Genomic DNA, 21,346 nt, shown 5'->3' on the forward strand with positions numbered 1-21,346 from the left:
ATTGACATCTATCGAATCAGTGCGATCCGGCGGGTCACTCCGCGACCGTCCGGAAGCCGAGCATCATGTCGTGATCCTCGTGGTCGAGCATGTGGCAGTGCCACACGTAGCCCTGCAGCGGGCCGGATGCGGCCGGCGCCGGGTCGTGCCCGGCGTGTGCAGGCGTGCCGTGGCCGGAGTGATCGGGGGCCGGCGCCGCCACCTCGCCGACACCGAAGGTCGCGTCCGGGTCGAACCCCAACCGGTCCGCGGTCGGGAACACCGCGACGATCCGGGTGACCGTCCCCGGGTTGGCGACGACAGTGTCCTTGCGCCCGGTTTCCCACGGTTCCGGCGGGATCAGCGGGCCGGTGACGAAGGCGTCGATCGGCGGCGCCCACTTGGTGCCGACCGGCGGGGCCGGGTTCTCCCGGGTGTAGCGATCCAGGTCGAAGTCCTGCCGACCGAGAACCCGAAAGTTCACCAGGTGCAGGTGGATCGGATGCGGTTCGGGCGTGACGTTGACGATGTCCCACTGTTCGACGGTGCCCTGCCGCGGCATCTCGATGTCGGGGTCGCCGAACCGGAGGTTGTTGAGCGACATGAGCACGCTGCCGGTCGACGGGTCCGGCAACTGCATCACCGTGACGGTCCGGTGCACCTGCGGGGTCGGGACGGGCTCCAGGTCGGCGGGCTGTCCCGTGCCGCCCCGCAACGTCTCTGGGACGGCGCCGGCGAAGCCGCGCCCGTCGGCCACCCGGAACCGACAGAACAGCGGCATCGCCCGCGCCCCGCGCTGCGACGCAGCGAGCGGCGGCGGCTCGTCGTTGCACAGCTCCACCGTCCCGCCGGGCTCGAGAGCACCGAAATCCACGAGCAGGTCTACGCGCTCGCCGGGGGCGAGCCGCACCCGCGTCGTGGGTACCGGCGCGTCGAGCATGCCGCTCTCCATCCCGAGCACCCAGAAGCGCATCCGGTTGCCGAAGAACAGATTCCACACGCTGAACGATGCCGCGTTCACCACCCGCAGGCGATACATCCCGCGCGCGACCTCGAGTTCCGGCCAGATCTTGCCGTTCACCACGCCGACGTCGCCGGGGGTGCCGCCGTCCCAGCGGCCCTGCGGCACGACCGGTGTGGCCCGGATGCTCTGCCGTCCGTCCGCGGTGAAGATCTTCTCCTGCAGGACCAGCGGCAGCTCGAACTCGCCGGACGGCAGTCCCCATGCGTTACCGGTTGTCCCCGTGTCGAATTCGTCGCGCAGCAGGAACATGCCGGCAAGCCCGGCGTACACGTTGAGCCGGGTTATCCCCATCGCGTGGTCGTGGTACCAGAACTGGGTGGCCTCGTGGACGTTCGGGAACTGGTGCACGTGCCCCTGCCCGGGCCGCTGCAGGAACGCCGGGTGTCCGTCGTGTTCGGGCGGGGTGACCGACCCGTGCAGGTGCATCGACGTCGGCACCGCCGTCCGGTCCTGCTCGGTGACGCCGTGCAGCGTGGTGTCGAAGTCCGCGGCGAGCGGGTGGACGCCGATCTCGTTGCGGTAGGCGACGGTCAGCGCGTCACCGGCGTGCGCCTCGACCGTGGGACCCAGGTAGTCCATCCCGCCGTACGCGAGGGCCGGCGACGGCTCCAGGTCGCGGTGGAACCGATGCGTGGTGCTCGCGGCCCGCAGTTCGAGCTGCGAACCGGTCAGCACCGGGATCCGGGGCAACGGATCGACGAACGGCTCGAGCTTCGGCGACGCGAACAGCAGCGGGCGGGTCGGGTCGATGTCCCCGAGACTGCCGAAATCCTGGGCCCGCACCGCGGCCATCCCCGCCGCACCGGCCCCGATCGCCCCGGCCGTCCAGGCGAGTCCACGATTGAACGCGCGTCGCGAGATCCGTCCGCTCATGTCACGTCACACTCCCCCGTGGTCGCCCTGCCGGAGCACGCTCGCCCGACGGTACGCCGGAACCGTCTGCCGCCCTGACCCTTTGCGGGCATCCACCCGGATTCCCCCTCCCGTTCCCGGCGAGCCGGACGAATCACCTCGTGGAACGTTTCCATTTCGCGGGAAGTCATGTGGCGAGTGGCAGCGACTCGAGACAGGCTGGTGACCCGGATGACATTTGCGACAACCAGAGGCGGACGATGACTACTGAGATCAGTTACGAGGACTCCAAGCGGGAACTGCACACCGATCAGGGTGTGCTCCGGTACCACCAGGCCGGCGACGGTCCGCCGCTGCTGCTGCTGCACGGTTCCGGCCCCGGCGTCACCGGCTGGCGCAACTACCGCGGCGTCCTCGCGGACTTCGCGGAGCACTTCACCTGCTACGTCCTCGAGTTCCCCGGCTTCGGCGTGTCCGATCCGTGCGACGGCCACCCGATGGTCGAGGCCGTCAACGCGGTCCCCGTCTTCCTCGAGGGCCTGGGCCTGGGTCCGGTCGACATCATCGGCAACTCGATGGGCGGCGGCGTCGGCGCGAACATCGCGATCTCGCACCCCGAGCTCGTCAACAAGCTCGTCTCGATCGGCGGCATCGGCAAGAACGTCCTCTCCCCCTTCCCGGGTGAGGGCATCAAGCTGCTCACCGAGTTCACCGACAACCCGTCCCGCGAGAGCCTGATCCGCTGGTTGCAGTCGATGGTCTACAACCCCGCCATGGTGACCGAGCAGCTCATCGAGGAGCGTTGGGCGCTCGCGACCGAGCCGAAGACGCTCGAGATCGCCCGCCGCATGTACAGCAGCAATGCGATGAAGGCGATGGCTGCCGCTGCCGCGCAGGCCGACGTCACCCCGTACTGGGCGAAGCTCGGCAAGATCAAGGCTCCGACCCTGATCACGTGGGGGCGGGACGACCGCGTCAGCCCCGTCGACATGGGTCTGCTGCCGATGCGCGACATCCCCAACGCCGAGTTCCACGTGTTCCCGAACTGCGGCCACTGGACCATGATCGAGGCCCGCGACGCCTGGCTGGCGTCGGTGCTCTCCTTCCTCCTGCGCGACCGCAAGTGAGCTGACGGCGATCTCCGCGGGTCACCGGGCGTCCGGTGACCCGCGGAGATCGCGAATCGTCATCGTCGGGCGATTCATCACCAGCAGATACACCGGCAGCACCGCGAGGCACAGGATCGGCAGCACCGACACCGAGCCCACCATCGCCACCGGAATGAAGATCCCGAGCCAGTAGCTCCGCACCGCGACCACCACCGCGCCGAGCACCCCGCACGCGATCGCGAGCGTCACCGGCACACTCGGAACGAGCGCGTGCCCGATCAGGCCGGCGGTCACGCCGAGGGCGGCCGACGCGATCACGCGGCCGCCGCGGAATCCGCTCGCGGCGGCCACCGCGAAGGCGGCGAGACTGCACCCGCCCAGCACGAGCAGTCGCGGAATGGACGCGTCCGGCGCCGACGCCGCGAGGTCCCGCATCGTGCCGACGTCCTTGAACATCGACTCGCGCCCACCGAGCGCACCCAGCAGACCCAGGACCACACCACCGAGCCCCGTCATCAGCACCGGGTTGCGGATGCGGTGGAACGACCCGTGCAGGACGCGATAGGCGTACACCGCGCCGAGCACTGCCGCGGCGGAGGCCGTCGCGATCACGACACCACCGAGCACGTCCCGCAACGTCATCGTCGAGTAGCCGGGCACGTCGAGCGCCAGGACCGGCCGGTCGAGGACCGCCATCGTGACCGCTCCGGCACCGGCCGCGACCAGCGGCGCCAGGATCGCGTCCCACAGGTTGCCCCGCACCCGCCGCCCGGTGAGTTCGAGGTACGCGAGCGGGGCCGCGACTGGGGTACCGAACTGCACCCCGATCGTCGCGGCCGTCGCGAGCACGGCGACCCGGTCCGACGCGATCGAGGGCACCACTCGCGCGACCAGCCACACCGACAGGGCCGCGTTGACCGAGACCAGGACGTTCTCGGGACTCAGGCTGACACCGGCACCGAGCGCGACGACCAATGCGAACAGCAGGCTCGGAAGCACCCGCAGAGGCACCGGCGGCCCGATCAGACCCGCGGTCGCCGTATCCCGCCCGCCGTGTCCGGGCACCAGCCACACGATCAGGCCGACGGCGATGCCCGCGGACGTCAGCACGATCGCGATCCACCAGCGGGCGTCGCCCGGGAACCCCAATGCGCGCGGGAGACTGCCGTAGAGAACATCGGCGAGCACCCGCGCGGCCGCGAGGACGGCGATCGGCATCACCGTCGCACCGATACCGACGAGCAGAGCGAGCACCGCCTCGCGCGCGATCACGCGGGCGTCCGGATGCTCCTCGTCCTTCAACGGCACCTCCGACTGCTCGGGGTGGGCGCCCCGTCACCGTACTGCGCGAATGCGGTGCCCGGGCGCGTCATCCGATTCGCCTGACCGCCGGCAACGGCCGGTTCGCCTACGCTGTCGGAATCCGTCGGGGTGGCGACCGCCTCCCGGCGCTGTGTGTTTCGAAGGGGATGCCGTGCGGTCGTCGAGGTTCAATGTCGCGCTGGCGCGGGAGGCGCTCGCCGCCCGATCGGAGTCCGCACAGGGTTGGCTGCGGGGAACCGCACCCGGCCGGACGGTACAGCGCGCGCTGTCCGGTTTCATCGACGTCGAATGGGCGGACCGGTCCATGACGCTGGCCGCCCAGTCGTTCACGTCGGTCCTGCCGGTGGTGATCGTGGCGTCGACGATCGGCAGTCACGACACCTTCACCAAGGGGTTCTTCGACCAGTTCGGCATCGACATGGACAGCGTCGACGTGAGCACGGACGGCCTCGGCGTCGACGACCCGTCGTTCGCCGCGTTCGGGATCGTCGGCCTGCTGATGGTTCTGCTCGGCGGCACCTCCTTCGCCCGCGCACTGGGCCGGATGTACGGACGGGTGTGGCACGTCCCGACGCTGAAGTTCGCGAGTTGGTGGCGGTGGATCGCGGTGCTGCTGTCGGTGGCGGCGTGCGCCGCTCTGATCGGCGCCACCCGGGTGTTGCTCGGCGTGCCGTACCTGGGCGGTTCCCTGGTCCTGGTCGCCCAGTTCGTCGTGTGGGCGGGGCTGTGGACGCTGGTGCCGTACCTGCTCACCGAGCGCCGCCTGTCGGCCCGCGTGTTGTGGTCGACCGGTGCGATCACCGCCGCGGGGCTGACAGTTCTTCGGATCGGCGGCAACGTCGTCCTGCCGCGGACGGTCGTCGCGGCCGAATCCAAGTTCGGGGATCTGGGCCTGGTCTTCACCGCGATCGGCTGGATGTTCGTCGCGTGCGGCATCGTCGTCGGCGCCTCGGTGATCACGAAGGCACTCGCGCTGGACGAAGGGCCGATCGGGCGATACCTGCGCGGACCAGAGGAGCCACTCACAGAAACCTCCATGATTCGCTGAAGGAACGCGCCAGCTTTCCCGGGTTACCTGTTCCGTGTGAGTTCCAGCTTCGCCCCCTCCCCCGTCACTGCCGGTGACATCAACGGCATCGCTGTCTCCGCTTCCGCCGGGCACACCGACGCGTTGGCGGACCTGATGGCGCACATCCGCCCGATGGTGCTGGGCTTCTGCAGGTCGCGGTTGCGCTCGTCGCGGTGCCTGTCGGCCGAGGACGTGACGCAGGAGGTGTGCATCGCGGTGATGCGCGCGCTGCCCCGCTACGAGGACCGCGGCCGATTCACGGCGTTCGTGTTCGGGATCGCGTCCCACAAGATCGTCGACGCGCTGCGGGCGGTCCACCGGGACAAGTCCGTTCCGGTCGACGTCGTCCCGGATGTCGTGACGACGGACGACTCGGCGGACGGACGCCTACTCCGCTCCGACGACCTCCGCAGGATCGAGTCCGTCCTCGGCGTTCTCTCCGCGCGCGAACGGACCATCCTCCACCTGCGGATCATCGAGGAGCGGAGCGCGGCCGAGACTGCCGACGTGTTGCACACGACCGCCGGCGCCGTCCGCGTCGCACAGCATCGGGCGCTGAACAAGCTACGCGCGGAGCTCCCGCCGATCTGATCGACGAAAACGCAAGCGTCACAATGGCTGATCGAGCGTCCAGGTCAGACCGTTGCAGCATCGTTACCTAGCAGTCGGACCGCTCGGTTCGCCCTGTTCATGGCGCCGGACGGGCGAATCCGGCACCGCCCCGACACCCGTCTCCGCGTCCCCTTTTTCGTATTTGACCGGCTTTGCTGTTGCAGCCCCGGCGTCCAGCGTCAATGGTGGGAGGGTGATCTTGGTCGGGAGATTGCGTCAACCTGGATCACGTTCCGATGGTTCACATTTGGAAGGGGATGAACATGCAGTTGCGTAATCGGAAGACACTCGGTCACGCGGTCGGTGGGGCTGCGATCGTCGCCGCGGCAGCGCTCGCGGCACCGGCTCTGGCCTCGGCCGAACCGGTCGAGCTGGCCAGCCCGACGGTGACGACCGGCGTCGAGGGCAACACGCTCTCGGTCACCGTCGCCAACACGAACGAAGATCCCACCACCAGCTGCGGCGCCTTCGCGCTCGAGGCCACCAAGCTGCCCGCGCTGCAGGAGGATCCAACCAAGATCACGGAACCGGGATTCCTGTCGTGGCAGACGGATGTGGCCCAGCGGGTCGGCCCGGGTGCCGAGGAGACGTTCACGACCGATCTCGAAAACGGCGTGTACGCGGTTGTGGGCGAGTGCATTTCGCTGACCAACCCGGAACTGCCCGCTGTGGGTGACCCGCAGATCGTGCCCGTGGGCGGCCTGCTCGGCAGTGTCGACCTCGGCAGCCTGCAGGACATCCTGCCGGTCGACCTCGACCTGGGCAGCCTGCAGGATCTGCTGCCCGCCGACCTCGGCGATCTGCTCGCGGGCCTGCCCCTCGGTTCCACGGGCCCGGACGCGTAACGCAGAGTTTCTTCGCGCTTCCCCGGGCGGCGCCGACACCCGATCGGGTGTCGGCGCCGTTTCCCTCCCCAGGGAATCCAGTGGTCAGCTACCGAAGGCGAAGCCGGAGAAGACGCTCTGGAACGAACCCGCGTACTGCGGGACGAGCTGGAAGTCGACGAGGCTCGCGTTGCCCAGGTCCAGGTCGATCGAACGGGTCGCGTCGTCGGCGCCGCAGCCGGCCGGCGGAACAACCTCGACGGTGTAGTCGGTCTTGGCCTCGAGCCACTGGACGAAGTAGAAGCCGAACTCGTTGGTCTCGGTGGTCGCAAGGAGGCCGCTGTCGTCGCTCACATTCACGGTGACGCCGGGTGTACCCACACCCTCGCGCTCGGGGCACCCGGTCACAGTCCCGGTGATGTCGTGGATGGTGGTGACACGGAAGTCGACGTCGTAGACCGGGCCGTTCGCGGTGTCCACTGCTCGGGTTCCGGGGAACGCGCCGCAGCCGGCACCGATGTACGGCTTGACCACGTAGCTACCGGGAGCCTTGTCGACGAATTTGTAGTAGCCCTCGGCGTTGGTGGTCACCGAATCGATCTGCCCCGAGTCATTCCACAGCTCCACCCAGATACCGGCAGCGTTACCCGCCGGGTCGCAGGTGTTGACCAGCGTTCCCGCGACCGAGTCGTCGGACCGCGCCGACGCGATACCCGGAAGGGCCGCGACCAGACCCACGCCCAGTGTCAGTGATGCCAGAGCGATGCGCTTCATGTCGAGTGTTCTCGCTTCGATCGAAGAGATGCCACACGGTGGCAGGCGCGTCCCCGTCGTTCGCGCCGATGCAAAAGTTTGCACGGGTCACGATTGTCGCGTCAATGCGATTCGGCCAAGCGGGGCAATGATTTTCGATCCCACCCAAACGCGCGAACAGGACAGATTTCACCCTCCGATTTCACCCACCGGCGATGTTCGGTTCGGTCCGGCCACGATTCTCACCGAGCCCGCCCGCAAACCACAGCTCCCGGCCTAGCCTGAACAGCACGGCACATCCGGTTCGAGATCCGTAAGGAGTACTCGATGAGCCACTCGACGAGCGCGGAACCGACGGTGCGAGTCACCCGGACTTCGGTCAACTGGAGACGACTCTGGGCGGGCGGTGTCGCCACCGCGATCGTCGCGGCATTGGCCGGCGTGGTGGGGGTGCTGGCCGTGCGCGGCCCGATCGACACCCCGGTGATCACGCCGCCGCACACGCCGTGGGATTCGCAGGTCACCACCGTGGCCGTCTACTCCGCGATCGCAGCGCTGATCGCGACCGGACTGTTGCACCTGCTGTTGATCTCGACGCCGCGCGCGTCCATCTTCTTCGCGTGGATCGGCATTCTGGCGACGGCAGCGACGGCACTGTGGCCGTTCAGCGTCGACGCCACCACCAAGTCTCAGGTCGCCAGCGGCGCCATCTACCTCGTCGTCGGCATCGCGATCGTGTCGCTGCTGTCGGGGGTCGCGGCGTCCGCGCAGAGCACGTTCACCGCGCGACCGTGACCGACACTCACGGTGGACTGGCCCACCGTGAGTGCGAACATTTCGGTCATCCCCGCTCCTCGTCGAGCAGCGCCGCCACGTCGATCTGTTCGGGCCACCGCATCGTCTCACCGGGGATGACGCGAACGCCGTCGGCGATCAGCAGGACGGTGCCGTGGTCGTCGATGGTCACACGTGGATGCGTCGTGAAGACCGGTGTGCTGCTGACAGGTTCGAGAGTGCGTCCGTCCAGGAGTGTGAACAGCCAGAACTGACGTGTGCTCTCGCACGTGGCGGGCTCGGCCAGCGGCCACCACCCCGATCGCCCGGTTCCGTCCGGCGGATGACCGGTGAACCACACGAACGGCCCCACCCTGCCGCCGCCCCACAGCGCCTTCGGCAGCGTGTGGGACGCCCCGAGCGTCAGGTCCTCTCGGACGAGAGTCGCCCGGTCTCCGCCGAACAGTCGCAGCGGCGCCCCTGCAAGAAACATCCGATACCCCCGACCGGTCACGGTGAGAGCCGAGCCGATGGTCACCCGGCCATCCGGGGAGATGCTCACGAGTCGCAACGCCGAGCCCTCGACCCGCACGGCGGCAACGAAACGATCGTCCTCCGCGACAACGGATATGACATGCCCTTCGGGTCCTGCGACGTCGATCCGATCGCGGTCGGGTTCGTGCACGACCCATCCGCCGTCCGGACGGCAGACCAATAGCGTCTCCCCCAGCACCGCCGCCACCTGCACGTCGGTGTCGTCGACCTGGGTCGGGGATTCGCCCTGCTCGCAACGGAACACCCCGTCAGCGCCGGTGACCCAGCATCCGCTGGGGGTAGCCCAGATCTGGCGCGCCATCCCGATCGCGGCCGGCAGGACGTGCTCGCCCACAACGTGATCGGCGCCGATACTCACCACCAGCGGCAGCGAACTGTCGGCCACCCAGAGCACCCCGCCGGCCGCGGACACGTCGCCGGGGACGATGCTCGGTCGAGCCGGCAACTCCGGGACGTCGTCGAGGTCGAGGTCGACCAGGGCCCCGACGTCACCGTCGGCCTCGTCGCTCTCGCTCTCGCTCTCGAACAGCGCGTCCCGGTCGAAGAACCGCGGCGCCGCGTCGACGTCCCGCAGCCGCCGATGTCCCGGCACGATCTCCCAGCCGCCCGGAGTCCTGCGGCGGAAACGTGCGCTGACGATCCGGACACGGGTGACACGGCCGCGAACCCGGCCGTCGTCGTTCCCCAGGACTCCGTAGAACCTTCCGGTGAGTTCGACCCGCCCGGTCAGCAGCCGAAAACCCCGCCACGACGCGGTCCAGCCGTCGCCGCGCAATAGCCCGGACCATTCCCAGCCGCGCGGGGTGTCCTCGCCCGTGTACTGCCGGATCGGGGGCCGGGTACTCGGTTCCAACGGCACCCGCACCGTCACCACGTCACCGGCGGACTCGGGCAGTTCGACGAATCGAAGCGGGAACGACATCACCTCCCCGACCCGCGGGGGCGCAATCTCACCGTCCTCGATCGCGATCTCTTCGATCTGAACGACAAGCGTTCGACGGCTCGTCATGAGCCTTTCTGCACTGTAGCCATGTGGCCGATGGTAGCGGCTGTCGGCGCCGCGCAAAGGACGCTTCCGGGTCAGGCCCCGCGAATCCGGGCCGTCGCCTTCACCTCCACGAGAACGCCGGGCATACCGAGGGCCGCCACGCCCACCGCGGTCCACGCGGGCCGGGCGCCGTTCTGGAAGCGTGCCTTCGCGGCCATGAACTCGGTCATGTGCTGTGGGAAGTCGACGTGGAAGCTCGTGAGTTCCACCAGATCCGCCGGCCCCGCACCGTGTTCGGCGAGCAATTTGCCGATCGTCTCGAACGCGAGGTCGTACTGCCGCGTCGGATCGGCGGGGGCGCTCCCGTCCGCCTCGAGCCCGACCTGGCCGGAGCAGAACAGCAGGTCGCCGCTGCGCACCGCGTTCGAGTAGCCGTACTCTTCTTCCCAATTCTTCGACACGTCGTGTTCCTTTCGATTCCAGGTCAGCGCAGATAGCCGTGGTGCGTGACGGGTTCGGCCGCGCCGTCCCGGACACTCGAGTGCAGCCCGCGGATCAGGATGTTCCGCAGTTCCCGCGGGTCGATGACGTCGTCGTAGAACAACGTCTGCGCCAGCGCCCACGGGCCCGACGCCTCGTTCTCGACAAGGGCCCGGCGGGTGTCGTCGTCCTCCTTGGCGGTGCGACCGCCGACGTCCGCGGGGATGCCGCCGAGGGTGACCGCGGGAAAGGCGAGCGTCATGGTCTGGTTGTCGTACGGGTTGGCGCCCATCACCGAACTGCCGAACCCGAACGCCTTGCGCACCGTCACGTGGAACTTCGGGGTCCGCAGTCGGTGCTGCGCCGCGAACATGCGCGCGCTGGCCTTGAGGATGCCGGCCTTCTCGGATGCACTGCCCGCCATCACGCCCGGGTTGTCGGCGAGGAACAGCACCGGCAGGTGGAAAGCCCCCGCCAGTTGCACGAACGCCGCGGCCTTGTCTGCGGCCGCCACCGTCACCGCGCCCGCCATCACGGTCGGCTGGTTGGCGACGACGGCGACGGAGTGTCCACCGATGCGCGCGAGCGCGGTGATGATCGACGTCCCGTAGGTGGGCTGGATCTCGGTGACGGTGCCGGCGTCGGCCAGGGCGCCGAGCATCGTCCGCATGTCGTAGGGACGCTTCTGGTTCACCGGGATCAGGTCGAGGAGCTCCGGCAGGGACCGCTCGCCGACGTCGTGGTTGCCGCCGTCCGGGCCGACCCATGGCGGACGCTGCCACGCGCTGCTCGGGAAGTACGACAGGTAGCGGCGGGCCAGGGCCAGCGCGGCCTCGTCCGACTCGGCGAGGTTGTGCGCGACACCCGAGGTGTCGATGGCGACCTGCGGCCCGCCGAGTGTTTGTTTGTCGGTCTGTTCGCCGGTGGACGCCGCGACGAGCGGCGGGCCGGCGGTGAACAGCGCACCGTGCCCGTCGACCATGATCACGAAATCGGAGAGCGGTGCCGCGAGTGCGCCGTGGCCGGCGGACGGGCCGGTCACGATCGCCACGGTGGGCACAAGTCCCGACAGGTCGGCCATCGCCTGAAGGTCGTTGGGCGCCGGACGGTTCCGCTCCAGCGCGTTGGTGGCGCGATGCCCGGCGCCCTCGAGCATCATCACCAGCGGTATCCGGTTGCGCAGCGCGAGTTGCGCGGCACGGGCACGCTTGGACGCCGCCGCGGTGCCGATCGACCCGCCGGCGACGGTGAAATCCTCGCCGCCGACCATCACCGGACGGCCGTCGATCGTCCCGGATCCGGCGACGAACGCATCGGCGGGAATCGCGGGATCACCTGTGAGCGGCCCCAACTCGACGAACGACCCGGGATCCAGCAGACCGGCAACCCGGGCGCGGGCGTCCAATCGCCCGGTGCTGCGGTAGCGCGCGACCTTATCCGCACCACCCATCACGCGGGCCGCGACCTTCCGCTCGGCGAGGCGCTCCAGGAGCGGCGCCCAGTCCCGACTGTTCCCAGCCTCCACGTCGATGCCCTCCTCGATCCGCGCGTGAGCCGGATCACATCGGCCACCGTCCAGCCGAATGTACGAAGGAAGACGCTCGACCGCAACAATGCCCACCACTGATCGAGACTGGCGGCGAACGCGGGTCAGATCAGACGTAAACCGCCTGGTCCACCCTCGGCTCCAATTCGGGAACACCGCGAATCTGACCGCACGAGCGGATCAATCCCTCCAATGAATCCCTCAGCGCAGACATCTGCGACACCGAGGCGTTCCGCGACAGTTCGAAGCGCTCGAATTCACGTCGATAGTTCTCCACGAAGAAATGCGCTTTCTGCATGAGCGCAGCGGCTTCCACCTTCGCCGTTGCGACGATTTCCTCCGCTGCGCGGAGTGCCTCGTCTTCCTGCTCGCGCATCAGCGTTTCGGCTTGCTGCCGATTCCGCTCCACTTCCGATCGCAGCATGGCGTCCATGTGCTCGCGCCGAAACTTCGTCTCGGCTTCGATTTCGTCCCTCAGTCTCGCAGCGTCTGCGGCAATGCCCCGAGCCGCTTCGCGAGCGTCGCCGACCAACCTGAGGCACTCGCTCTCCGCTTCCTCCAACTTGCTGTCAGCGGCTGCCAGGCGATCCTTGGAAGTCTTGATCAGTTCGCGGGACTCTTCGGTGGCGGCCGCCGCAATTCCGTCGGCAACGCTTTGCGCTTCGTGCACCACCGACCGCGCTTCTTCCTCTGCGAGAGTCAGCATCTTCTGGATTCGCGTGCCCGGGGCGACATTCGAAGCCACGGGTCGTTCCAGATCGCTCAGCTCTTCGGTGAGCTGCGCGATCCGATTCTGGAGGGAATCGATCTGATTCTTCCGATCCGTGGACAGCTGGCACTCCCAGTCACGTTGCCGCACCAGCAGGGTCATCTCGTGCTCGAGTTGACGAATCCTCGACAGGTGACTTCTCTCCCGGGTATCGATCTCCCTCAGGCGATCCTCGACCTGTCGAGTCGAATACCCCCGGCGTTCCCTCTCGAAAAGGCCTCCGCCGTCGACGAACTTGCTACCGATCCTCATCTCGTCCTTCTACCCGTACCATTCGACACCTCCGGAAACCCCACGAACAGTGAGGATCATGGCGCTCAGCCGCAGTGCGCGTCATCGCCGAAGAATTCGGCTCGCGCTCTACTGATCGCCGGTTCTGACATTGGGACACGGCGTCGGATCCGCCTCGAAGGCGTCCGACATTCACATCCGCGAATCGCCCAATGTCGTTGGAAACACTGGTTTCAGCGATCGGGGTGAGTTCGTGCTCTACAGGGTGCGCACCGCCGAGGTGGCCCGCACAGTCGTGCGACCGAAATCGGTACCCGCTCTACTTCGCATCCAGCCCGAGAGCGTCACATCGTGGGGATGCGGAGCTCATCCCGGTGGCGTCGGGGCCCGACGGAGGGAACGTCTCAGCCGCGGGTACCCGCCGGGGCGACCGGTAACCCGGTCGTCGCTGCCGGCGCAACGCGATCAGAGAACGAACCCATCACTTGACTCCTCGAGGCGAAAAAGGTTGCACGGCAGAACTCGCCGCGTACCGACACGAATGTTAGCGCCCGACCAGGCAGAGAGCGACCGGTCGTTACGTGAGGAGTATCATCAGAGCTCGCTACAGGCCCAGGACCTGGAAACCTCGCCGGTGGCGGCTGGTGTCGGAATCCGTGAGAAGTTCCGTTCAACGGCAAACGGTCCGGTGCCCGACACTATGAGCAGTGTCGCGCACCGGACCGCCGGGCAAACCGAAGACGTGCTTCTAGACGAGCAGCTCCGCGATCTGAATGGTGTTGAGCGCCGCACCCTTACGCAGGTTGTCGCCCGAGACGAACAGTGCCAGGCCGCGACCCTCGGGGGCACCCGGGTCCTGACGGATCCGGCCGACGAGGGACACGTCGCCGCCGGCGGCCGCGAGCGGGTTCGGCACGTCCACCAGCTCGACGCCGGGGGCGTCGGCGAGCAGTTCCTTGGCGCGCTCCACCGACAGCGGGCGCTCGAACTCGGCGTTGATCGCGAGCGAGTGGCCGGTGACGACCGGGACGCGCACGCACGTGCCCGACACCAGCAGATCCGGGAGGCCGAGGATCTTGCGGCTCTCGTTGCGGAGCTTCTGGTCCTCGTCGGTCTCGCCACTGCCGTCGTCGACGAGCGCACCGGCGAGCGGCACGACGTTGAACGCGATCGGCGCGACGTACTTGTCCGGCGCCGGGAAGTCCACGGCCGAGCCGGAGTGCACCAGCTTCTCGGCGTCGGCGGCGACGGCGCGCACCTGGCCGACGAGCTCCTCGACACCGGCGATGCCGCTGCCGGAGACCGCCTGGTAGCTGCTGACGATCAGGCGCTGCAGGCCCGCCTCGTCGTGCAGCACCTTGAGGACCGGCATCGCGGCCATCGTGGTGCAGTTGGGGTTGGCGATGATGCCCTTCGGCGGGTTCTTCGTCGCCTCCGGGTTCACCTCGCTGACGACGAGCGGAACCTCGGGATCCTTGCGCCACGCCGACGAGTTGTCGACGACGATCGCACCGGCAGCCGCGAAGCGCGGGGCCTGCGCACGCGAGAGCGTCGCACCGGCCGAGAACAGCGCGATGTCGATGCCCTTCAGGTCCTCGTCGGAGGTCGCGGAGGCGTCCTCGACCACGATGTCCTCACCGCGGAACGGCAGCGTCTTGCCGGCCGAGCGCGCGGACGCGAAGAAGCGGACCTTGTCGGCCGGGAAGTTGCGCTCCTCGAGCAGGGTGCGCATGACGATGCCGACCTGGCCGGTGGCACCGACGACAGCGATGGTGGTCATCTCGAATTACCGTCCCGTTCCTGCGTGTACGACGGCCTCTTCCTCGCCGCCGAGTTCGAAAGCTGCGTGGATCGCGCGCACGGCGTCGTCCAGATCGGTGTCCTTGACGAGCACCGAGATGCGGATCTCCGACGTCGAGATCAGGTCGATGTTGACGTCCGCCTCGGCCAGCGCCTCGCAGAACTTGGCGGTGACGCCCGGGTGGCTCTTCATGCCGGCGCCGACGAGCGACACCTTGCCGATGAGGTCGTCGAACAGGATCTGGGTGAAGCCGATCTCCGACTGCAGGGCCGTGAGCTTCTCCACCGCGCGCGGGCCGTCGGACTTGGGCAGCGTGAAGGTGATGTCGGTCTTGCCGGTCTCGACCTTGGAGATGTTCTGCAGCACCATGTCGATGTTGATCTCGGCGTCCGCGACGGCCCGGAAGAGCTTGGCGGCGTGGCCCGGGGTATCGGGCATACCGACGACGGTGACCTTGGCTTCGCCGCGGTCGTGGGCGACACCGGTGATCAGGGCTTCTTCCACGGGAATGTCCTCCATCGATCCGGACACGATCGTTCCGGGCTTGGTCGTGTATGACGAGCGGACGTGCACGGGCACGTTGTAGCGGCGGGCGTACTCGACGCAGCGCAGCATGAGCACCTTGGCGCCGCACGCGGCCATCTCCAGCATCTCCTCGAAGGAGACGGTGTCGAGGCGCTGGGCGTCGGGCACGATGCGCGGGTCGGCGGTGAAGACGCCGTCGACGTCGGTGTAGATCTCGCAGACGTCGGCCTTCAGGGCCGCGGCGAGGGCGACGGCGGTGGTGTCGGAGCCGCCACGGCCGAGCGTGGTGACGTCCTTGCTGTCCTGGCTCACGCCCTGGAAGCCGGCGACCAGGACGATCGAGCCCTCGTCGAGCGCGGTGCGGACGCGGCCCGGGGTGACGTCGATGATCTTGGCGTTGCCGTGGCTGCCGGTCGTGATGACACCGGCCTGCGAGCCGGTGAACGACCGCGCCTTCGCGCCGAGGGAATGGATCGCCATCGCGACGAGCGCGTTGGAGATGCGCTCACCCGAGGTGAGCAGCATGTCCATCTCGCGGGCCGGCGGCACCGGGCACACCTGCTGTGCGAGGTCGAGCAGCTCGTCGGTGGTGTCACCCATCGCCGAGACGACCACGACGACGTCGTTGCCCGCCTTCTTCGTCTCGACGATCCGTTCAGCGACGCGCCGGATGCGCTCGGCGCTCGAGACCGAGGATCCCCCGTACTTCTGGACGACGAGAGCCACGCGTGTGTACCTCCGAATAGATGGATTGATGCAGTCCAGTTGTCGAGCTTACCGAGGGGTGTCCGCGTCAGTGCAGGGCGTCCTCACCGAGCGTTCGTCCGACGAGTCACCCGGACGGGTGGCAGCATCGGCGCCGTGGACATCACCCGTCGGTTGACTACCCGCCCCACCGAGGAACGCGCTTCGGTCTCCCCGCTCGAGCTCTTCTTCGACCTGGTGTTCGTCTTCGCGCTCACCCGGGTCACCGACCTCATGGCCGACGATCCCACAGGGATCAATCTCCTGCACGGCATCCTGGTGATGGCGGTGCTGTGGTGGAGCTGGGTCGGCTACTCGTGGCTGGCGAATCTGGTACGCGCCGACGAGGGCGTCGTGCGGGTGGTGATGCTTGCGGCGATGTCCGCGGTGTTCGTCGTCGCACTCACGATCCCGGAGGCGTTCGACGACCTGCCCGGCGGGCTCGACGGTCCCATGATCTTCGCGCTCGGCTACTTCACCGTCCGACTGCTGCACATCCTGATGTTCCTGGTGATCAGCAAGGACGACCCGCAACTGCGCGGCCAGGTGATGCGGTTCGTGCCGTCGATGCTGACGGGCACGACGTTCCTGCTCATCGCGTCCCAGCTGACGGGCCCGTGGCAGACGGTGATGTGGTTCCTCGCTCTGGCCGGGGACTACCTGGGCACGCTCTTCGGGGGCACCAACTGGCGGCTGCGCTCGGTGAGCCATTTCGCCGAGCGGCACGGGCTGTTCGTCATCATCGCGCTGGGCGAGTCGATCGTCTCGATCGGCATCGGCGTCGCGACGCTGCCGATCACGTGGGCGATCATCGTCGCGTCGCTGCTCGGGCTGGCGGTGACGTCACTGCTGTGGTGGGCGTACTTCGACGTCACCTCACTGATGGTCGAGCACGCCTTCGAGGAGGCTCGGGGCCGGCGCCGCATCCAGATCGCGCAGCGCTGCTACAGCTACGCGCACCTGCCGATGGTGATCGGCATCGTCATGCTCTCCCTCGGGCTGAAGAAGATCCTGTTCTACGTCGGCGACGGCAACCATCATCGGCTCACCGACCCGCTGCAGGGCTGGCCGCTGGTGGCGCTGTTCGGGGGCGCGGCGCTGTACCTGGCGGCGCTGGTCGTCTTCAAGCTGTTCGGCGTCGGCGCGTTCAGCGCCCCCCGCACCGTCACCGTCGTCGTGCTGGTGGCGCTGATTCCGGTGGCCTGGCAGCTGCCCGCACTCGTCACGCTCGGCATTCTCACCGCGGTACTGCTCGCGCTGATCGCCTACGAGACACGCGCGTTCGCGGAACACCGGCGCCGCATCCGCGCCTGACGGTCACACCAGCGCCACCACGTTCCGGATCACGAACAGCGCACCGAACCCGAAGAAGACAGCGAGTGTGAGCGGCCGCTCGTGCGTGAGCATCCAGTCCTTCGCCGTGGCGAGGATGGTCTTCGCCCTGTCGCCGAACGCCAGGTACACCCCGATCGGCACCAGGAAGTCGAGAGCCGCGGCCAGGAGCAGCAGCACCGTCCCGAACACCGCGGATCCGGGTGAGGTGTCGGAGGCCGCGATGACCGTCATGCCGGAGATCATGATCGCGAGATTCGGGTTCACGATCGACAGCGCGGCCCCCATCACGAACGCACCCCTCGGCTTCGCGTTCGTGAGCTGCTGCATCCACTCCGGCCCGGTGTCGGACGGCACCCGCCGCCGGATCAACTGGGCGATACCGAACGCGACGAACACCAGTCCGACGGCCAGGCCCGCCCAGTGGCTGACGACATTCGACCGGGTGCCGTGGGCGGCGCCACCGAGCAGCGCCGCCACCCCTATCGCCGTGTACGCGACCATGAACGCTCCGAAGAACGCGAATGCGTTCGGGAGTGCCCGTTTGGTCTGCAACAGCAGCACACACCCCGCGATCGCGGCCGGAGTGACTGCCATACCCGCCAGCTCCGGAAGTAGTTGCAGCAACAGCTCTCCCATGAACGAAGTCAACTCGTCCGGCGTGGCGACGTCCTCACCCGCGAGGAATGAAGTGCAACACCGCGGACTCCACGTCCGGGAAAACCCTTCCTCGGGACTCGTATTCGCGTCCGAGCGTGGTGCGCCGCACGGTCGCGAGATTGCGGCGCGGCAGCGCGGCGAAGTACACCTCGACGCCGGTGTCCGACAGTTCCTTGGTGAGGTCGAGGAAGCTGCGCATCACCGTCGTCGTCACCTGGGTGAGACGCGAGCAGTCGATCACGAGGCGCGACGGCCCGATCTCCGCGACCCGCCGCGACACCTCGCGGGTGTTGGCACGCACGTTCGCGGTGTAGAGACCGGTGTCGATCCGCAGCACCAACGGATCCGACGGCACCGGAGCCTCGTCCGGGTCCAGTGCCCGCCAGCCGTCCGAATCCCCTCGAACGAGTTGGGAGACGTGCGCGCGATCCAGTTCGCGCAGCACCAGATACAGCGTCAACAGCACACCCGCCAGCACCGCGGGCAGCAGGCCTGCCGTCAAACCGATCACTGCAGTCGCGGACGCGATCCAGAACTCGATGCGATTCACCCGCCAGTACCGGGCGAACGCACCGAGATCCACGAGCCCCAGCGTCGCGACCACCACCATCGCCCCGAGTGTCGCCTGCGGCAGGTCGCCGAGGACCGGGGCGAGGAACAGCGCCACCAGCACCGCGAGCAGCGCGGTCACGATGCCGCTCAGTTGGGTTCGTGCCCCGGCCCGCAGCGCGACCGCGGTCTGTGAGAAGCCGCCGGCCGGTGGGAGCGTCTGGAAGAACGAACCCGCGACCGACGCCACGCCGTTCGCGAGCAGTTCGCGGTCGCTGTCGATCTGCGGCTCCTCCGACCGGCGCACCCCGCGGGCCACCGCGACCGTCTCGAGGAACGCCATCACCGAGATCGCCAGCGCACCCGGCAGCAGTGCTCCGATGTCGTGCAGGGAGGGCAGGCCGGGAAGGGGAATACCCTGGGGCACTTCCGCGATCAGCGCGACTCCGCGATCCCGGAGTCCGGTGAACGCGATGAGCACGATGCCGGCGGCCACCACGACGAGCGGCCCCGGAATGCGCGGCACCAAGCGGCCCATCACCAGCAGGGCGCCGATCGATGCGATCGACAGCACGACGGTCGCCGTGTTCGCGTCACCGAGCTGGCGCAGGACACCGTTCAGGACGTGGAAGAAGCCGGTGGCATCCGGGTCGCCGGGGACGCCGAGCAGTTTCGGCAGCTGACTCGCCGCGACGGTCAGCCCGACGCCGGCCTTGATCCCGGACATCGTTGCTTCGCTGATGTTCTCGATGATCGCCCCGAGCCGCAGCAGCCGTGCCGCGACAAGGATGAGACCGACCATCAGCGTCAACGTCGTGAGGGCCGACAGCGCGTCGTCGGATCCGGCCGCGATACCGGCCCCGATCAGCGTCGATGCAGTCAGCGTCGCGATCGTCGAGGTCGTGCTGACACTGGCGGTGCGGGATCCGCCGAGCAGCGCGTACACGATCATCGGCACCATGCAGGTGTAGAGGCCGATCTGCACGGGCAGGTTCGCGATCGTCGCGTAGGCCATCGCCTGCGGGATCACCACGGCGCCCGCGCTGACCCCGGCCACGACGTCGGCCCGCAGCCAGGCCTTCCGATAGCCGACGAGCGTCGGCGCGAACACTGCTTCCCTGACGGCCGTCATGCGCCCTCACCGACCGGACTGTCGGCGACCGCCTCGGCGACCGTCGGGTAGACCTCGACCGAGTCGGTGTGCCGGAGAGTGTCCCGGAACTGCCCGATATCGCGAGCGACACGCAGTGCAATTCCACGTTCCGACAGCGTGTTCCGCAGCTGCACCAGCATCTCCGCGGCCGTCACGTCCACGTAGGGGGACGTCTCGGCGTCCAGCACCACCATTCGTGTCCGATCGGTGCAAAACTCCTCGATCCGCGACTTCACGTGGTCGGAGTTCGCGAAGAACAGTCCTGCCTCCACCCGCACGACGAGTACGTCCGGACGGGTCGGCAACTCCGGGTGTCGTTCGGCGTCGACCCACAGCGTGTCCTGCTTCGCGAGCGACGCGACGTGTGGACGCGACGCCCGGTAGAGCAGGAGCAGCATCGACACTCCGATCCCGATCACGAGCCCGGGCAGGGTGTCGAAGAACAGCACCCCGGCCATCGCCGCGATCGCGGCCGCGAAATCCGCCCGGGCGGCGCGCCCGTAGATGCGGCCCAGCCGCTCGGTCCACACCCCGTACAGCCGCCGCAGTGCCGCGATGTCGACCAGTTCGACGACGGCCGCGATCACCACGGCGGCGAGTGTCGCCTCGGGCAGTTTCTCGAACAGCCCCGTCAGGAACAGCAACGTGACGATCGTCAGAGCCGCCACGACCAGCCCGCTGACCTGTGTCTTCGCACCGGCGCCGCCGTTGACCGCGGTCTTGGAGAGGCTGCCGTTGACCACCATGCCCGACGCCGTTCCGGCGCCGAGGTTCGCCGCCCCCAAACCGAGGAGTTCCCGGTTGGCGTCCACCTCGTAGCCGGCCTTCGCCGCGTACGTCTTGGCCGCGCCGAGGCCCTCCGCGAACCCGATCAGCAACACGCCGACGGCCGGCCCGAGCAGATCGACGTAGTCGTCGAAGCCGATGCCGTCGGGCAGTCCGACGGCGGGCAGCCCGGAGTCGATGTGCCCGACGATGGCGACGCCCTTGTCGTCGAGTCCGAGCAGGGACACGGCACCGATCCCCAGCAGCACCGCGAGCAGCGAGCCGGGGATCAGCGGCAGCCACCGTTTGAACGCGAGGACCACCGCCAGGCTCAGCGCACCGACCGCCAGCGTGCGCCAGTGGGTGTCGCCGAGGTGGCCGATCACGCCCCATGCCTGTTCGAAGAAGTTCCCGCTCGTCTTCTCGACCCCGAACAGCTTGGGCACCTGCCCGATCACGATCGTGAGCGCCAATCCGACGATGAAGCCCTTGAGGACCGGTTCCGAGATGAACGATGCGATGAACCCGAGCCGGAGCAGGCCCGCGAGCAGACCCACCAGCCCGGTCGCGATCGCGAGCACCGCCGACAGCGCAACGAACCTGCCACCGTCCGCACCGGCGAGCGGGGCGACGATCGCCGCGGACAGCGCGGCCGTCGCCGACATCGGGCCCACCACCAGATGGCGCGAACTGCCCACCGCGGCATAGAGAATCAACGACGGAATCGCGGCATACAACCCGACGACCGGCGGTACACCGGCGATCGTCGCGTACGCCAACGCCTCCGGCACGAGAACTGCCCAGACCGTCAGCCCTGCAATCACATCGGGACGGATCCATCCACTCCGATAGCCCTGGAGGGAGCCGAACACAGGCCAGGGCCTGTGGGTCTTCGAGGTTGCACTCACCTGTCGCCGATTCCCTTCCGC

18 protein-coding genes are annotated in these 21,346 nt (G+C 68.3%); 6 read left to right on the forward strand and 12 right to left on the reverse strand.

Annotation, left to right across the window (positions count from 1 at the left end; genetic code table 11):
* Positions 1-34: 34 nt before the first annotated feature.
* Positions 35-1,876, reverse strand: coding sequence for a multicopper oxidase domain-containing protein (locus tag LCL87_RS15445; protein ID WP_225021099.1), 1,842 nt, complete (start codon positions 1,874-1,876; stop codon positions 35-37).
* A 239-nt stretch (positions 1,877-2,115) separates the two neighbouring features.
* Here LCL87_RS15445 and LCL87_RS15450 point away from each other — a divergent pair, with 239 nt between their 5' ends.
* Positions 2,116-2,982 carry an alpha/beta fold hydrolase gene (locus LCL87_RS15450; RefSeq protein ID WP_225021100.1) on the forward strand — a complete coding sequence of 289 codons (867 nt, stop codon included), beginning with the start codon at positions 2,116-2,118 and terminating at the stop codon, positions 2,980-2,982.
* 21 nt (positions 2,983-3,003) lie between these two features.
* Here LCL87_RS15450 and LCL87_RS15455 read toward each other — a convergent pair whose 3' ends face one another.
* Positions 3,004-4,272, reverse strand: coding sequence for an ion channel protein (locus tag LCL87_RS15455; protein ID WP_225021102.1), 1,269 nt, complete (start codon positions 4,270-4,272; stop codon positions 3,004-3,006).
* Between the two features lie 166 nt (positions 4,273-4,438).
* On the opposite strand from LCL87_RS15455, the gene LCL87_RS15460 reads away from it, so the two are divergent.
* The 3 genes from LCL87_RS15460 (at position 4,439) to LCL87_RS15470 (ending at position 6,813) form a co-directional block, all read left to right on the forward strand.
* On the forward strand, positions 4,439-5,335 hold the full coding sequence (locus LCL87_RS15460) for a hypothetical protein (RefSeq protein WP_225021104.1): 897 nt from the start codon (positions 4,439-4,441) through the stop codon (positions 5,333-5,335).
* Positions 5,336-5,371: 36 nt separating this feature from the next.
* Positions 5,372-5,947, forward strand: coding sequence for a sigma-70 family RNA polymerase sigma factor (locus tag LCL87_RS15465; protein ID WP_225021105.1), 576 nt, complete (start codon positions 5,372-5,374; stop codon positions 5,945-5,947).
* Between the two features lie 284 nt (positions 5,948-6,231).
* Positions 6,232-6,813: a hypothetical protein gene (locus LCL87_RS15470; protein ID WP_225021107.1), complete on the forward strand. Its 582-nt coding sequence runs from the start codon at positions 6,232-6,234 to the stop codon at positions 6,811-6,813.
* 84 nt (positions 6,814-6,897) lie between these two features.
* On the opposite strand, the gene LCL87_RS15475 is transcribed toward LCL87_RS15470, so the two are convergent.
* On the reverse strand, positions 6,898-7,566 hold the full coding sequence (locus LCL87_RS15475; protein ID WP_225021108.1) for a hypothetical protein: 669 nt from the start codon (positions 7,564-7,566) through the stop codon (positions 6,898-6,900).
* Positions 7,567-7,872: 306 nt separating this feature from the next.
* Here LCL87_RS15475 and LCL87_RS15480 point away from each other — a divergent pair, with 306 nt between their 5' ends.
* A complete protein-coding gene (locus LCL87_RS15480) occupies positions 7,873-8,340 on the forward strand; it encodes a DUF6069 family protein (protein WP_225021110.1) in 468 nt (155 codons plus the stop codon).
* A gap of 46 nt (positions 8,341-8,386) precedes the next feature.
* Here LCL87_RS15480 and LCL87_RS15485 read toward each other — a convergent pair whose 3' ends face one another.
* From LCL87_RS15485 to LCL87_RS15510, 6 genes are all read right to left on the reverse strand, one after another.
* Complete coding sequence (locus tag LCL87_RS15485; protein WP_225021112.1) at positions 8,387-9,883, reverse strand: hypothetical protein; 1,497 nt, start codon at positions 9,881-9,883, stop codon at positions 8,387-8,389.
* 71 nt (positions 9,884-9,954) lie between these two features.
* A complete protein-coding gene (locus LCL87_RS15490; RefSeq protein WP_225021114.1) occupies positions 9,955-10,323 on the reverse strand; it encodes a RidA family protein in 369 nt (122 codons plus the stop codon).
* 23 nt (positions 10,324-10,346) lie between these two features.
* Complete coding sequence (locus LCL87_RS15495) at positions 10,347-11,867, reverse strand: carboxyl transferase domain-containing protein (protein ID WP_225021116.1); 1,521 nt, start codon at positions 11,865-11,867, stop codon at positions 10,347-10,349.
* A gap of 130 nt (positions 11,868-11,997) precedes the next feature.
* Positions 11,998-12,909 (reverse strand): coiled-coil domain-containing protein, encoded by a 912-nt coding sequence (locus LCL87_RS15500; RefSeq protein WP_225021118.1) that lies wholly within the window; start codon positions 12,907-12,909, stop codon positions 11,998-12,000.
* A 727-nt stretch (positions 12,910-13,636) separates the two neighbouring features.
* A complete protein-coding gene (locus tag LCL87_RS15505) occupies positions 13,637-14,668 on the reverse strand; it encodes an aspartate-semialdehyde dehydrogenase (RefSeq protein ID WP_225021119.1) in 1,032 nt (343 codons plus the stop codon).
* Positions 14,669-14,674: 6 nt separating this feature from the next.
* Positions 14,675-15,940, reverse strand: coding sequence for an aspartate kinase (locus LCL87_RS15510; RefSeq protein ID WP_225021122.1), 1,266 nt, complete (start codon positions 15,938-15,940; stop codon positions 14,675-14,677).
* A gap of 135 nt (positions 15,941-16,075) precedes the next feature.
* On the opposite strand from LCL87_RS15510, the gene LCL87_RS15515 reads away from it, so the two are divergent.
* Positions 16,076-17,272: a low temperature requirement protein A gene (locus LCL87_RS15515; RefSeq protein WP_225021123.1), complete on the forward strand. Its 1,197-nt coding sequence runs from the start codon at positions 16,076-16,078 to the stop codon at positions 17,270-17,272.
* 3 nt (positions 17,273-17,275) lie between these two features.
* Here the strand turns inward: LCL87_RS15515 and LCL87_RS15520 are convergent, their stop codons facing one another.
* Genes LCL87_RS15520 through LCL87_RS15530 form a run of 3 tightly spaced genes read right to left on the reverse strand, consistent with a single transcriptional unit; the run spans position 17,276 to position 21,289 of the window.
* Entirely contained in the window at positions 17,276-17,929 is a 654-nt protein-coding gene (locus LCL87_RS15520; RefSeq protein ID WP_225021126.1) for a GAP family protein, read from the reverse strand.
* A 34-nt stretch (positions 17,930-17,963) separates the two neighbouring features.
* The gene (locus LCL87_RS15525; RefSeq protein WP_225021128.1) at positions 17,964-19,631 is read right to left on the reverse strand and encodes a SulP family inorganic anion transporter; all 1,668 of its coding nucleotides are present in this window, start codon (positions 19,629-19,631) and stop codon (positions 17,964-17,966) included.
* Entirely contained in the window at positions 19,628-21,289 is a 1,662-nt protein-coding gene (locus LCL87_RS15530) for a SulP family inorganic anion transporter (protein WP_225021130.1), read from the reverse strand. The genes LCL87_RS15525 and LCL87_RS15530 overlap by 4 nt, the downstream gene beginning before the upstream one ends.
* Positions 21,290-21,346 lie beyond the last annotated feature (57 nt).

Source organism: Prescottella equi, assembly GCF_020171745.1.
GTDB lineage: Bacteria > Actinomycetota > Actinomycetes > Mycobacteriales > Mycobacteriaceae > Prescottella > Prescottella equi_A.

Excerpts from the sequence above, each read along its gene's own strand:
- LCL87_RS15445 (WP_225021099.1), bottom strand. The coding sequence starts at position 1,876 with ATGAGCGGACGGATCTCGCGACGCGCGTTCAATCGTGGACTCGCCTGG.
- LCL87_RS15450 (WP_225021100.1), top strand. The coding sequence starts at position 2,116 with ATGACTACTGAGATCAGTTACGAGGACTCCAAGCGGGAACTGCACACC.
- LCL87_RS15470 (WP_225021107.1), top strand. The coding sequence starts at position 6,232 with ATGCAGTTGCGTAATCGGAAGACACTCGGTCACGCGGTCGGTGGGGCT.
- LCL87_RS15475 (WP_225021108.1), bottom strand. The coding sequence starts at position 7,566 with ATGAAGCGCATCGCTCTGGCATCACTGACACTGGGCGTGGGTCTGGTC.
- LCL87_RS15480 (WP_225021110.1), top strand. The coding sequence starts at position 7,873 with ATGAGCCACTCGACGAGCGCGGAACCGACGGTGCGAGTCACCCGGACT.
- LCL87_RS15485 (WP_225021112.1), bottom strand. The coding sequence starts at position 9,883 with ATGACGAGCCGTCGAACGCTTGTCGTTCAGATCGAAGAGATCGCGATC.
- LCL87_RS15500 (WP_225021118.1), bottom strand. The coding sequence starts at position 12,909 with ATGAGGATCGGTAGCAAGTTCGTCGACGGCGGAGGCCTTTTCGAGAGG.
- LCL87_RS15505 (WP_225021119.1), bottom strand. The coding sequence starts at position 14,668 with ATGACCACCATCGCTGTCGTCGGTGCCACCGGCCAGGTCGGCATCGTC.
- LCL87_RS15520 (WP_225021126.1), bottom strand. The coding sequence starts at position 17,929 with ATGGGAGAGCTGTTGCTGCAACTACTTCCGGAGCTGGCGGGTATGGCA.
- LCL87_RS15525 (WP_225021128.1), bottom strand. The coding sequence starts at position 19,631 with ATGACGGCCGTCAGGGAAGCAGTGTTCGCGCCGACGCTCGTCGGCTAT.